The 13,232-nt window shown below is 63.8% G+C and carries 9 protein-coding genes; 5 read left to right on the top strand and 4 right to left on the bottom strand.

The window, feature by feature from the left end:
* Positions 1-23 precede the first annotated feature (23 nt).
* Both HBNXHr_RS10500 and HBNXHr_RS10505 read right to left on the bottom strand, forming a co-directional pair.
* Positions 24-833, bottom strand: coding sequence for an endonuclease V (locus HBNXHr_RS10500; RefSeq protein ID WP_275882081.1), 810 nt, complete (start codon positions 831-833; stop codon positions 24-26).
* A gap of 3 nt (positions 834-836) precedes the next feature.
* Complete coding sequence (locus HBNXHr_RS10505) at positions 837-1,826, bottom strand: rhomboid family intramembrane serine protease (RefSeq protein ID WP_275882082.1); 990 nt, start codon at positions 1,824-1,826, stop codon at positions 837-839.
* Between the two features lie 217 nt (positions 1,827-2,043).
* Here HBNXHr_RS10505 and HBNXHr_RS10510 point away from each other — a divergent pair, with 217 nt between their 5' ends.
* From HBNXHr_RS10510 to polX, 4 genes are all read left to right on the top strand, one after another.
* Entirely contained in the window at positions 2,044-3,792 is a 1,749-nt protein-coding gene (locus HBNXHr_RS10510; protein WP_275882083.1) for an RICIN domain-containing protein, read from the top strand.
* A gap of 3 nt (positions 3,793-3,795) precedes the next feature.
* Positions 3,796-5,376, top strand: coding sequence for a family 43 glycosylhydrolase (locus HBNXHr_RS10515; RefSeq protein ID WP_275882084.1), 1,581 nt, complete (start codon positions 3,796-3,798; stop codon positions 5,374-5,376).
* A 99-nt stretch (positions 5,377-5,475) separates the two neighbouring features.
* Entirely contained in the window at positions 5,476-5,925 is a 450-nt protein-coding gene (locus HBNXHr_RS10520) for a DUF5788 family protein (RefSeq protein WP_275882085.1), read from the top strand.
* The gene (polX, locus tag HBNXHr_RS10525; RefSeq protein WP_275882086.1) at positions 5,922-7,664 is read left to right on the top strand and encodes a DNA polymerase/3'-5' exonuclease PolX; all 1,743 of its coding nucleotides are present in this window, start codon (positions 5,922-5,924) and stop codon (positions 7,662-7,664) included. Before HBNXHr_RS10520 ends, polX begins: the two co-directional genes overlap by 4 nt.
* Before the next feature lie 59 nt (positions 7,665-7,723).
* Here the strand turns inward: polX and xylB are convergent, their stop codons facing one another.
* Together xylB and HBNXHr_RS10535 are read right to left on the bottom strand one after the other, a co-directional pair.
* Positions 7,724-9,283, bottom strand: a complete 1,560-nt coding sequence (gene xylB, locus HBNXHr_RS10530; RefSeq protein WP_275882087.1) for a xylulokinase — start codon at positions 9,281-9,283, stop codon at positions 7,724-7,726.
* Between the two features lie 180 nt (positions 9,284-9,463).
* Positions 9,464-11,440 carry a methyl-accepting chemotaxis protein gene (locus HBNXHr_RS10535; protein WP_275882088.1) on the bottom strand — a complete coding sequence of 659 codons (1,977 nt, stop codon included), beginning with the start codon at positions 11,438-11,440 and terminating at the stop codon, positions 9,464-9,466.
* Between the two features lie 350 nt (positions 11,441-11,790).
* Here HBNXHr_RS10535 and xylA point away from each other — a divergent pair, with 350 nt between their 5' ends.
* Positions 11,791-13,107, top strand: a complete 1,317-nt coding sequence (gene xylA, locus HBNXHr_RS10540; RefSeq protein WP_275737174.1) for a xylose isomerase — start codon at positions 11,791-11,793, stop codon at positions 13,105-13,107.
* The last annotated feature ends 125 nt before the right edge of the window (positions 13,108-13,232 follow it).

Here is a 13,232-nt window from a genome sequence, read left to right on the forward strand (position 1 = left end):
GTTCGGAGTTGTCGACCGTGTGGTCACGCCTCGCCGCCTTGGCGTTTCAGCCGATCTGCCTCGCGGTCGGCCAACCGCGTCGGCTCGGGCAGTTTGTACCCGGCCGCACACTGACTCACGAGGTCGGCGGTCGTCGCCGCGCTCACGCGGTGGCCGGGGCTGACGTACAGCGGATTGATCGACGTCGAGCCCGACTGGTACTGGCGCGTCTGGACGGCATGCCCGATGACGGTTCCGAGCTCAGCAGTCTCGACCGTCTCGTCGGCCTCGATCGGGATGCGTGCGCCTTCCGGCAGTCGGTCGGGGATCGACTCGGCAGGGGTGCCACACAGGAGGTTCTTGGCGACGCCGATGGCAGGAACGTCCACCATGACGCCGATGTGCGTCGCCAGCCCCGCCTCCCGAAAGTGAATGCGGCCGCTGCCGTCGACGACGAGCAAGTCAGGTTCGACGGCGAGAGTCGACAGTGCCGCGAGGATCGCCCCGCCCTCGCGGAAACTCAGCAATCCAGGAATGTAGGGGATCTCGGTGTCGACGACCGCGTACGCCCGATCGACGACACGCCCGTCCTGTAGGGCGACGACAGCGCTGAGGGCTCGATCGCCATCGTCGAGAAACGCCTGATCGACGCCCGCGACGATCGGGCTGTCGCCGGTGAGTCGGTGCTGATCATCGTCCCCGAGATCGACTGGTGAATCGAATTCGATCGCCGAGGGATCGAAAGCGAAGTCGTCCTCGAAGAGGGCAACGTCGGCGATTTCGCGCTGTAAGGCTTCCATCTCGTCGCGGGAGAGCGAGGGATCGGGGACGAACTCGGGCCAAACGGAGTCCATTGCTCAGAACGGCCCGCGGCCACCCGGGCCGCCGGGGCCGCCCGGACCGCCGGGGCCGCCGGGGCCGCGACCGCCGCCGAGTTGGAGTTGGTTCGGGACCCGGATCCGATCGCGGACGTGCTGGCCGTAGGCGAGCCCGATCGCGAGGCCGATCAGGTGAGCGGCGTTGGCAACGCCCTGGCCGCCCGCACCGAACATCCCGAGGACGTTCATCGCGACCAAGCCGATCGTCACCAGCCAGATCGGGACGGGGAAAATGAAGTACACGTACACTCGGAGACTGGGGTTGAGGATGGTCAAGACGCCCATGATCGCGATGGCTGCACCCGACGCGCCGACGACTCCACCAGGGAAGTACCCGACCGCCGCTGCGGACGGTATCCCCTGATAGAGTTGAATGAGGACCTGTCCAAGCCCGGCAAGCGCGCCGCTAGAGAGGAACAGGAGCGTGAAGTCCCGCGAGCCGATGTAGTCCTCGACTAGCCGTCCAAAGAAGAAGATCACGATACTGTTGAATGCAATGTGTGCGAATCCCCCGTGTGAAAGTACCGACGTGAACCACGTCCAGACGTATTCGGGATGCTGTGGAGCCAGGACGAAAATCGATCGATACAACTCCGAAGAAAGCGTTGCAACCTGAAGGTTGGGCGTCCCAATCGCCACGGTGGCAACGAGAAACTGAAAGAGAAAGGTAATCCACATCAGCCCGAGGAACACGTACGTCATATTCCCACGGAAATACGCCAGCGGGCCGCCGGGCCCCGTGTCGATCCCGATCCGATCGAGGAGACTCTTCGAAGAACTCGGATCGCTGCCCGCCGAGACGCTGTCGTCGAACCCGCTGTCGAAGACCCCTTCGGGGTCACCCCAGTCGTCCAGTCCCGGACAGTCGTGGTTCTCCGGGAGGCGATGTTCCGAGCAGAACGTTCCCCCGCAGTGATTGCAGTGATACGGCATATTCATCTCCGTGCCGCACACGTCACAGGTCGTCATTGCCGGTGGGTAACGGACCCTGCGGCAAAGAGATTGTGCTTGCCCCGATTGCAGTCCTCTCCCACTCAAACCGCAGTTCGGAAGCCGATTTGTCTAGTCACCATCCCGTAGAACCACCTGGGCTGGCAAGGGCCAACGGGCACACCCGAATTAGTATCTATAACATCCATAAAAGAAAACAATTTAATGCGACAAACAGCATTGTGCGTGTGAAGCGATGCCACAGAATAGCAACGCGGACGGGGGGCGAAACGGGAACGCAGAACGGGGAGCAACCGATACGAGGGGCGGGCGAGCGACGACGCGACGCCGTGCCCTCGCGCTGGCGGGGACTGGGCTGGTTTCCGGCCTGGTCGGAACCGCGCTCGGGGCCGACCACGACGCAGTCGTCTACGACACCAACGGTCAGTTCATCGCGGAAAACGGTGGACAGGAAGTGTATGCCGGGGACGATTACATCGACGCGATCCAGGCCGCCCTCGACAGTCTTACACCCGGTCGGAGGACGAAGGAAAAGGTCAGAGTCGACGCGACGGGGAGCACCGGCACCGCCTCGGGTCTCCGGGCAGTGGATCTGCCGAGTTACACCATTCTGGACATCCCCGGCTCGATCGACGTCAACGACACCGGGGAGCCGTGGATCATCCCGGCTCGGGCACAGAACGCCGAGGAAGTCGAGATCCAGCGGTTCAACGTCACGGGAAATCCACGCTATGGAATCCGGATCTCTCACTGCGACGGCGTGGTCATCGACGACGTCACGATGGACCTCTCGGGCGGGCTGGGCATCCGGATCGACGGCCGGAACGGGCCCGACACGACGAACGTCACGCTCAACAGCGCCGACATCAACGGGTCGGGGACCCACGCCGTCGAGACCTACGGCGTCGACGGGCTCGACATCGGGACAGTCAGGGCAACGGACATCGATTCCGGTTGTGGACTGCTGTTGAACGACACCTCGAACGCGACGGTCGATTTCGTGGACGCGACGCGGTGTGACCAGGGCGGCGGCTACGCCGGCTTCCGGTGTGCGAACGACGCCGGGCCGAACATCACCGTCAACAGCGTCGACGCGACTGACTGTGGACGCGGCATCTTCACAGTGTCGGGCAGCAGCGGTATCGAGATCCACGACGTCACCCTTGAGGGCAACGGCGGGAACCTGATTCAGGACACCCGGGAGACGGTCATCGACGGCGGCACGATCACCAACACGGGAAGTGCTGGGATCCGGCTGGATTCCCGCAGCAGTGACCAACATCCATACACCCGAAACGTCACCGTCCGGAACCTGACTATCCGGGACAACGCGGGCTATGGCGTCTACGAAACCGGGCCCGACACCGAAGGGAACGCGATCGTCAACAACGCCTTCTGTGACAACGGGTCGGGAGCCATCGAAACCTACGCGGGTAACACGACGGTCCGCGGGAACACGGACTGCGGTGGCGGTGGTACTGGCGGAGACAGTGGCGGTGGTACTGGTGGGGACAGTGGCAGTGGGGGGGACAATGGCAGCGACAGTGCCGGCCCCATCAGTGACGGCACCTACCAGATCACGAACCTAAACAGTGGCAAACTCCTAGAGGTCGCCAACGCCGAGACGGCTGACGGGGCCAACATCCGGCAGTACGGGGACACCGGCCATCCCTGTCAACACTGGAACGTGACGGCCAACGGGGACAGGACCTACCGGCTCACGAACGTAAACAGCGGCAAGCTTCTGGAAGTCGCCAACGCCGACACCAGCGACGGCGCGAACGTTCGACAGTACGGGGACACCGGCCATCCCTGCCAAGACTGGAACGTTATCGACAACGGCGACAGTACGTACCGTCTGGAGAACGCCAATAGTGGCTCGGTCGCGGATGTCGACGGTGCATCAAGCGAGGACGGGGCGAACGTCCTGCAGTGGCCCTGGCACGGCGGCGACAATCAGCGCTGGACCTTCGAGGGAGTCTGATCGATGGACGAACTCGAGGGGAGGCGATGTCCGAGCCGGCGACGCGTCCTGAAAACGATCGGTGCGGGAGCAGTCGGGGCCTGCACCCTGGCTCTGGGGGGTGCCGTGACGGCCGACGATAGCCCGGACCACTATCACAATCCAGTGGGTCCGATCGGCTTCGGGGATGTCACCGCAATCCAGGCCGACGACGGGACCTATTACGTCTACGGGACGGAGACGCCCAATGACGTCGTCCCCATCGCCACGTCCAACGACCTCGTGAACTGGTCGTACGTCGGCGCCGCGCTACCGGATCACCCCGACTGGCGGGACGACCCCGACGCCGGCGTCTGGGCGCCCGACATCAACGACTACAACGGCCAGTACCACCTCTACTACTCCTACTCGACCTGGGGGAGTCAGAACAATCCCGGTATCGGGCTGGCAACGTCCCCGACGCCCGACGGTCCCTTCACCGATCAGGGTCCGGTGTTCCGCGCCGAGGACCTGGGGATGACTAACTGCATCGACCCGGAGTTTCGGGTCGTCGACGGGACGCCGTACATGGTGTGGGGGAGCTGGTACGGCATCCACGGCGTCGAACTCACCGGCGACGGCCGCGATTACGTCCCGGGAACGACGTTCCACCTGGCGGGCAACATGCGCGAAGGCGGGATGATCGTCGAGGCGAACGGCTACTACTATCTGTTCTACTCCACCGGCGACTGCTGTGACGGTGCCGACAGCACCTACGCCGTCGAGGTCGGCCGGGCAGAGTCGTTTACCGGGCCGTACTACAACCAGAACGGCACCGACCTGCGGGATCTGAACGAACACCACAGCGGCGTCTCGGTGCTCGAAGGCACCGGCCAGTTCATCGGCCCCGGCCACAACACGGCGATTCAGGACGACGCCGGCGACTGGTGGATGCTCTATCACGTCGAAGCGACCAGCGACCTGGAGGAACGCCAGCTGATGATCGACCGGCTCCAGTGGGACGAGAATGACTGGCCGGTCGTCGCCTGTGACGGCACCCCGAGCAGCCAGAGCCCGATGCCGGCGAGCGGCGAATACCCGTGTGGCGTTGGCGGGGGCAACAGCGGTGGTTCCGACAGTGGCGACGACGGTACCGGCGGTGGCTCCGACAGCACCGACGGCCCGGACAGCGGTGCCATCGACGAGGGAACCTACCGAATCACGAACGTTAACAGCGGCAAGCTGCTGGAAGTCGCCGTCGCCGGGACAGCCGACGGGGCCAACGTTCGCCAGTACGGCGACACCGGCCATCCCTGTCAGGACTGGGAGGTAACCCAAAACGGGGATGGCACGTATCGGATTACGAACGCACACAGCGGCAAGCTCCTGGAGGTCGCGAATGCCGACACTGCCGACGGCGCGAACGTCCGCCAGTACGGAGACACCGGTCACCCCTGTCAGGACTGGAATCCTATCGACAACGGCGACGGCACGTACCGTCTGGAAAATGCGAACAGCGGCTCGGTGGCAGACGTCGAGAACGCATCAAGCGAGGACGGGGCAAACGTCCTGCAGTGGCCCTGGCACGGCGGCGACAATCAGCGGTGGCGATTCAACTCGATCTGAGGCCGCGATCCACGCTACGGACGATCCGCGGGGACTCCAGCTGAACGTCCCAGCCGCCACGAGCGGGGATTTTTGTCCGTCGGCCCCGGACGAACAGCCGTGCACGAGTACGAACGCAAACAGCTTCTCGAACGTGTCGAGCGCGAGGGCGCGACCGTGGGCGCGACGATCCCCGACACGATCGAGATCGACGGCGAATCCCTCGATCTTTCGGCGTTCGTCTTCGAAACCAGACGCCAGGAGACCATCCCGGCCGACCACCGCGAGCGGGTCGAGGCTGTCAAGACCAAACTCCGGCAGGAGCGGAATCGACGGATCGAGCGGCTCGAATCGGGTGACCTGAGTTACGAACAGGGCGAGGACCTCGCCGATTCGATCGTGGGGATCGACCGGGCGCTGGAGGCGCTCGAATCCCTCGAATCCGAAGACATCGAGGCTGAGAAGCAAGCCGCCAGGACCGCCGATCGAAAGCGCTGGATGCGCTTCATCCAGCAGGCACTGGGCAAAGACGGCGAGTCGGGCGACCGGCGGGCGCGGGGTGGCCCATGACGGAAAACGCCGAACTCGCCGCTCGTCTCGAGGAATTCGCCGACCTGCTGGACGCCAAAGACGTCGAATACAAACCACGCGCCTATCGCCGGGCGGCCGAGAACGTCGCCGAATATCCCGGGGACGTGGTCGATCTCGCCGAAGACGGGGTCGAGGCAGTCCAGGAAATCGACCGCGTCGGCGAGGCGATCGCCGACAAGCTCGTCGAGTACGTCGAGACCGGCGCGATCGAGGAACTCGAGGATCTGCGGGCGGAACTCCCCGTCGAGATGGACGCGCTGACGAGCGTCGAGGGCGTCGGGCCGAAGACCGTCGGCACGCTCTATGAGGCACTCGGAATCCAAACCCTCGACGACCTGGAGGCGGCCGCCGAGGCGGGGGAGATCCAGAACGTCTCGGGGTTCGGGGCGAAGACAGAGCAGAACATCCTCGATGGGATCGATTTCGCCAGAGAAGCCCACGAACGCCAGTTGCTGGGCGAGGCCCGGCCGCGGGGCGAGCGCGTGCGCGAGTACCTACGAGCGGTGGAGGCCGTCCAGCAATGTGAACTCGGCGGGTCGCTTCGCCGCTGGAAACCGACGATCGGCGATGTGGATGCGCTGGTCGCAAGCACCGAGGGTCCGGCCGTGGTCGAAGCATTCACCGACTGGGAGGGGACCGACCGGGTGATCGAAGCCGGCGACCAGAAGGCCAGCGTCCGGTCGGGGGGCGTCCGGATCGACCTCAGAGTGGTCGATCCAGCCGAATTCGGCGCGGCGTTGCAGTACTTCACCGGAAGCAAGGACCACAACGTCGACCTGCGCAACCGGGCGATCGATCGGGATCTCAAACTCAACGAGTACGGCGTCTTCGATATTTCGGCTGTGGAGGGGGAGGTAGACGATCAGCGGGCTGGCGAGCGCGTCGCCGGCGAGTCAGAGGCCGAGGTCTACGGCGCACTCGATCTGCCCTGGATCCCGCCGGAGTTACGTGAGAACCGTGGTGAGATCGCGGCCGCAGACGCGGGTGAGCTACCAGAGCTGATCGAGACGGACGAGATCCGCGGCGACCTCCACGTCCACACGGAATGGTCGGACGGCAACAACACGATCGACGAGATGGCCGCGGCTGCCGCCGAACGGGGCGATGAGTACGTCTGCATCACCGATCACGCCACCGGGCCGGGCATGGTCGGCGGCGTCGGGCTCTCGGACGACGAACTCCGCGAGCAGCGCGAGGCGATCGCGGCGGTCGACGAGGCGCGTGACGACATCACCGTCCTCGCCGGTGTCGAAGCAAATATCGATGCCGACGGCAGAATCTCTGTCGGTGACGAGGTGCTCGAAACGCTGGATCTGGTCGTCGCCTCGCCACACGCCGGTCTCGACGGCGACGGAACCGACCGCCTGATCGAAGCCGCACGCCACCCCGCAGTGGACGTGATCGGTCATCCGACGGGGCGACAGCTCAACCGCCGCCCCGGGCTCGACGTGGACGTTTCCGCCGTGGCCGAGGTGGCGGCCGAAAACGACACGGCGCTGGAGGTCAACGCCAACCCGCATCGGCTCGATCTCGAAGGGAGCCAGGTCAAACGGGCGATCGACGCGGGGGCGACGATCGCGATCGACACCGACGCCCATCGACCTGAAGCCCTCGATTACCGGCGCTTTGGCGTCCACACCGCCCGACGCGGTTGGGCGGAAGACGCAAACGTACTCAATGCTCGATCGAAAGCCGATCTTCGGGCGTTTCTCGACTGAGACCGGACGGTCGCAGAAAGAGGGTTGAAAATGCCAGAAAGCAGCGTCCTACAGGGCAGTTACGCTTCGTCGAGGATATCCTGGGCGGACTCGATCGCGGCGCTGTTGGCTGCGAAGCAGTCTTCCAGCGCGGGGTACAGCGACTCGTAGATCTCGTAGTACTCGTCGTAGACGCGAGTGTGCTGATCGATCGGTTCGACGCTGTCGACGATGTCGACCGCCTGTTCGGTTGCGTCCGCGACGCTGTCGTAGACGTCAGCGCCGACGCCGGCCAGCAGTGCCGACCCGTAGGCCGGCCCCTCGTCGACGTTCGGCGTCAGGATCTCCGCGTCGAAGATGTCAGCCTGGATCTGCTTCCACAGCGGGCTCTTCGCGCCGCCGCCGGCCGCCTTCAGCTGCCCGGTGTCGACACCGAGGTCGTCACGGACGATCCGGAAGGAGTCTCGCAGGCCGTAGGTGACGCCCTCGAGCACCGACCGGACAATGTGGGATTTGTCGTGGCGGGTCGAAAGCCCGAAGAAGGCACCGCGGGCGTCGGCGTCGCGGTGTGGCGTCCGCTCGCCGTTGAGGTACGGCAGGAAGATGAGCCCTTCCGAACCAGGATCGACAGTCGCGGCTTCGTCGGTCAGCACCTCGAAGGTATCTTTGCCGAGTTGGTCGGCGACGACCTCCTCGGGCCCGCCGAGCGTCTCCGAGAACCAGCTGAACGCACCGCCGGCCGAGAGCATCACACCCATGACGTGCCACGTGTCGGGGACGGCATGACAGAACGTATGCACCCGTCCCTCGGGATCGGTCCGCTCGTCATCGGTCGCGACGAAGATGACCCCCGAGGTGCCGATCGAACCCCAGACGTCGCCGTCCCCGACGACGCCCGAGCCGACGGCACCGGCCGCGTTGTCGCCGGCTCCCGCAACGACAGGGGTTCCAGCCGGCAGCCCCGTCCGCTCGGCAACGGCGTCCGTGATTGCGCCAGTGACTTCCGGCGACTCGTAGACCTCGGGGAGGAGGTCCCGCGAGATATCCAGTTCGTCGAGGATCTCGGGCGACCAGTCGCGCTCGCCGACGTCGAGCAGCAGCGTCCCGGAGGCGTCGCTGACGTCCGTCGCGAACGCCTCGGTCAGTTTGTACCGGATGTAGTCTTTCGGCAGCAGGATCGTCTCGGTCTGGTCGTAGACCTCGGGTTCGTGCTCCTGCACCCAGAGAATCTTCGGCGCAGTGAAGCCCTCGAACGGCGGGTTCGAGGCGAGTTCGATGATCCGATCCTCGCCGACGCGCTCCTCGATCTCGTCACACTGAGCCGACGTTCGCGTGTCGTTCCAGAGGATCGCCGGGCGCAGGACCTCACCCTCGTCGTCGAGAAATACCGAGCCGTGCATCTGGCCGGTGAGTCCCAGTGCCTCGACGTCTTCCGGATCGACGGCCGGCTCGGCCAGGACCCCGCTGATCGCGTCGATCGTTGCGTCCCACCAGTCGGCGGGGTCCTGCTCGGCCCATCCCACTTCGGGGTGATGGAGCGGGTACTCCTCGGTCGCCGTCGCGACGACCTCGCCCTCGGCATCGGTGACGAGTACCTTCACGCCGGACGTCCCCAGATCGAGTCCCATCAAAAGGCTCATTGTACGTGTGTGTACTCGCTATTTCTAGGGTTAAATGTTGCTGTTCACCGTGGTGAGCACTTCGGCGCGAATCACAATTCGGGAAGAGAGCGGGTCACAGCCGACGAGCTTGGCGTGGGAAAACGGGCGTCAAAACGAGACCATCACGTCGAAAACGATTCGATCGGTTACAGCCGAGCCTTACTCCCCTGGACCTTCCCCGTCACGTGGACCGGTCGGGAAGTAGAACTCGTGTTCGGACTGGGTTTCGAAGCGATCGAGCACGTCGTGCAGCGGCCCGGCGTAGCGGATGAGGTCATCGGCCCGCTGTGAGACCTCGTTGAGTTCCGCGGCCTGTTCCTCGGCCGCACCCGCGACGCTCTCGGACTCCTCGAGAGTCTCTTCCGCGAGATCGACGACCTCGGCCACCGTCCGAGCGACTTCGTCGATCTGGGCAAGTTGGTCTTCGAAGTCGATGTCCGGGTGTTCGGCGGCGAACTCGTCCAGCCGCGCGGAGATAGCGTCGATCTCCTTGGAGATCTCCTGGAGCCGTTCCTGCTGTTCGTAGGCGTCGTCGGAGATCCGCTGGACCGAGTCGGCCACTTGCTCTGAGGCTTCCTGGACGCTGTCCGAGGAGTTGAGGACGATCTCACCGGCGTCTTCGACCTCATCGGCGAAGCTCTTGAGCTGGCCCGTGGTCTTTTCGAGTTCGTCGATCATCTCGTTGAACTCGCTGGCGATCCGGTCCATCGCCTCGTTCTCCCCGTCGATCTCCATCCGAGCGGTGAGGTCGCCGGCCGCACACTGTTCCATGGTCTGGCTGTACTCCTCGGCTTTCTCCTGGAGATACTCGTTCATCTCCATGGCCTCGGCACGGGAGACCTCGGCCTCCTTGCGGGCCTGTTCGGCCTCGTTGATCTGCTCGCGGAGCGCATCCCGCATGTTGTCGAAGCCATCGTACAGCCGGCCGATCGAGTCGATCCGCGTCGAGTGGATCGGGACGTCGAGGTTCCCCTCCTCGATCTCCTCGGCCTTCCGCCGGAGGCGATCGACGGAACTCGCCGTCGAGTAGCCGAGGATCGCCCCAACGCCACCGATCATGATCGCTGCCAGGATAGTGACGATCTGACCCCACCGGGAGATGGTCTGGACGAACCCGAACAGATCGCTGGTCGGGGCGTGTGTGACGATCGTCCACGGCGGGTCGATCACCTCACCGTCGACGGAAGCGTACCCGACAGCGTACGGTTCATCCAGCACGGCCGGATCGTTCTCGATGATCCGGACGCCACTGGTTCGCTGCTGGCCGTCGGCGGGTGCAGCCATCGCTCGCCGGATCGTCTCCTCGTTGCCGTAGGTCCCGAGAATGTTCGACTCCACACCGTCCGCATTGGTGCGGGTGTCAGCTTGCACGGCATTGTCGACGTTGACTACCTGCGAGAAGTGGGTGCTGGCGTCGCCTTCGGTCAGCCCCTGGCTCTCGATCGCCTTGGCCAGGTCCCCAACGCGGAACTCCATGTAGAGGTATCGGTTGGCGACGTTGTGTTCGACGCGTTTGATGAAGCCGACGACCGGCTCCCCCGAGACATCATACACTTCGGTCATCCGGACCTGCGGATAGTCCTCGATACCCACCTGAAGATTACTCAGCCATGGATGGGTTGTCTCCGCGACCGGGATGGTCTGTGACTGGAGCAGTCCCCGGTTGACTTCCTCGATGGTGTCACCCGTATACTGCATGGCGAGGATCTCGGTGCCGTTGTCCGGCGAGAGGAGGTAGATCGCGTGTGACCCGTTGGACACCTCCGAGAACAACGGCCGGGCCAGCTGTCGATTGAGCGTCCCGGTATCGGACTTATCAGCCCCCAATCCGTCGTTGGTCGAGGCGAGATCGACTGTCACAGCGTTGCGTTGAATCCATTGCTCGACGATCGACGCCTGCTGTGAGGCGAGACGCTCGTACTCCGCCCGCGTGTCGTCTTCGACTTGATCAGCCAATGCCCCCGTTGCCGTGAACCCGATTCCCGCAAGAATCAGGCCCATGATGACGAGAACCAGGGCAAATTTGAGTGCGAACCGCTTCCTGATGACGTCAGGAACGACCGTCGCCAGGATGCGGCCTATCGCACCACTCTCCGGTTCGTCACCGTTTGCTTCGATGTCTGGATCGTTACTCATAGTTTGTCAAAAGCGACCTGTTGTGTATCGATTATGCCAGTCGTATTCATTGTTTTTATTTCTCGACAACAGTTCCGTTATCGGTATCGATAGCTTCGGGTTCCGGGCCACCGATAAAAAAGAGTCGGGGGCGAATTCAGTATGTGAGGATTCATGCCCAGAAACACGGCAAGAGTCCTCTCCCAGCCGGTCATGGGTTCAGGATGGCCCCGAAGGCACTATCGTGACAGATACGCTCGGCGATCGCTCACAGAACACGGTCAGACAGCCAGCAGCCGAGGAGTACCGCAATCTTCAAGTGGTTACTGAGCGCATTTTTAGCGTGTCTGTCCTACGACACAGGTGATATCATGAGCGAATACTTCCCAGAAATCGACGAGATTACGTACGAGGGACCGGGCTCGGAAGACCCGCTTTCCTTTAGCTATTATGAACCGGATCGAGAAATCGGCGAAAAAACGATGGCGGAGCACCTGCGATTCTCGGTGGCCTACTGGCACACCCTCACCGAGGACGGGTCCGACCCGTTCGGCACGGGGACGATGCAGCGGCCGTGGGACGATATCGACGATCCCATGGAGAAGGCCCACGCCCGGGTCGACGCCGCCTTCGAGTTCTTCGAGAAACTCGGCGTCCCGTACTTCTGTTTCCACGATCGAGACATCGCCCCCAAGGGCGAGGATCTGGCCGAGTCCAACCAAAATCTCGACGAGATCGTCGATCACGTCGAGGAGAAGATGGACGAGACGGGGGTCGAGCTGCTGTGGGGCACCTCCCAGCTGTTCATGGAGGAGAAGTTCATGCACGGCGCGGCGACCTCACCGAACCCCGATGTCTTCGCCCACGCGGCCGGGCAGGTCAAGAAAGCGATGGAAGTCACCGAGCGCCTCGGCGGCGAGAACTTCGTCTTCTGGGGCGGCCGGGAGGGCTACAAGACGCTGCTGAACAGCGACATGGGCCGGGAACTGGACAACATGGGCCGGTTCTTCCGGATGGCGGCCGACTACGCCGACGACATCGGCTTCGACGGCCAGTTGCTCATCGAGCCCAAACCCAAGGAACCCACGAAACACCAGTACGACTTCGACGCCGCGAACGTCATGGCGTTCCTGCGTGAGCACGGCCTGGAGGACCGCTTCAGCCTCAATCTGGAAGCCAACCACGCGACCCTCGCCGGCCACACCTTCCGGCACGAACTCCAGTACGCCCGGATCAACGACGCGCTGGGCAGCGTCGACGCCAACCAGGGCGACAAACTCATCGGCTGGGACACCGACGAGTTCCCGACCGACGTCTACATGACGACCCTGGCGATGTACGAGATTCTGGAGAACGACGGGCTCGCGCCAGGCGGCCTCAACTTCGACGCGAAGGTCCGACGCGAATCCTTCGAGCCGGTCGACCTCTTCTATGGCCACGTCGTCGGCATGGACACCTTCGCCCGCGGGCTCGAAGTCGCCCACGAACTCCGCGAGGACGGCGTCTTCGAGGAGGTCATCGACGACCGGTACGGCTACGACGAAGGAATCGGTGCCGAGATCGCCGCCGAGTCGACGGACTTCGAAGCGCTCGCCGACTACGCGCTGGACAACGACGGTATCGAACTGGAGTCGGGTCGTCAGGAGAAACTCAAGTCGGTCCTCAACCGCTACATCCTCGAATCCTGAGCGGGCGCGGGCAAACCACGCGGTTTTCGCCCGAGCGGAGCGGTCGGTCGTCGACCGAAGGGGCTTCGGTTCGCCGAGACAGATGCGGCGAGGGCAACACTTTAGTGTATTTTGTGCGATGACGC

The organism is Halorhabdus sp. BNX81 (assembly GCF_029229925.1).
In the GTDB taxonomy this organism is placed as follows: domain Archaea; phylum Halobacteriota; class Halobacteria; order Halobacteriales; family Haloarculaceae; genus Halorhabdus.

What these genes read in the sequence shown, in the direction of transcription:
- HBNXHr_RS10535 (WP_275882088.1), bottom strand. Translation starts at nt 11,440, where the DNA reads ATGAGTAACGATCCAGACATCGAAGCAAACGGTGACGAACCGGAGAGT.
- HBNXHr_RS10505 (WP_275882082.1), bottom strand. Translation starts at nt 1,826, where the DNA reads ATGACGACCTGTGACGTGTGCGGCACGGAGATGAATATGCCGTATCAC.
- HBNXHr_RS10500 (WP_275882081.1), bottom strand. Translation starts at nt 833, where the DNA reads ATGGACTCCGTTTGGCCCGAGTTCGTCCCCGATCCCTCGCTCTCCCGC.
- HBNXHr_RS10515 (WP_275882084.1), top strand. Translation starts at nt 3,796, where the DNA reads ATGGACGAACTCGAGGGGAGGCGATGTCCGAGCCGGCGACGCGTCCTG.
- xylB (WP_275882087.1), bottom strand. Translation starts at nt 9,283, where the DNA reads ATGAGCCTTTTGATGGGACTCGATCTGGGGACGTCCGGCGTGAAGGTA.
- polX (WP_275882086.1), top strand. Translation starts at nt 5,922, where the DNA reads ATGACGGAAAACGCCGAACTCGCCGCTCGTCTCGAGGAATTCGCCGAC.
- xylA (WP_275737174.1), top strand. Translation starts at nt 11,791, where the DNA reads ATGAGCGAATACTTCCCAGAAATCGACGAGATTACGTACGAGGGACCG.
- HBNXHr_RS10510 (WP_275882083.1), top strand. Translation starts at nt 2,044, where the DNA reads ATGCCACAGAATAGCAACGCGGACGGGGGGCGAAACGGGAACGCAGAA.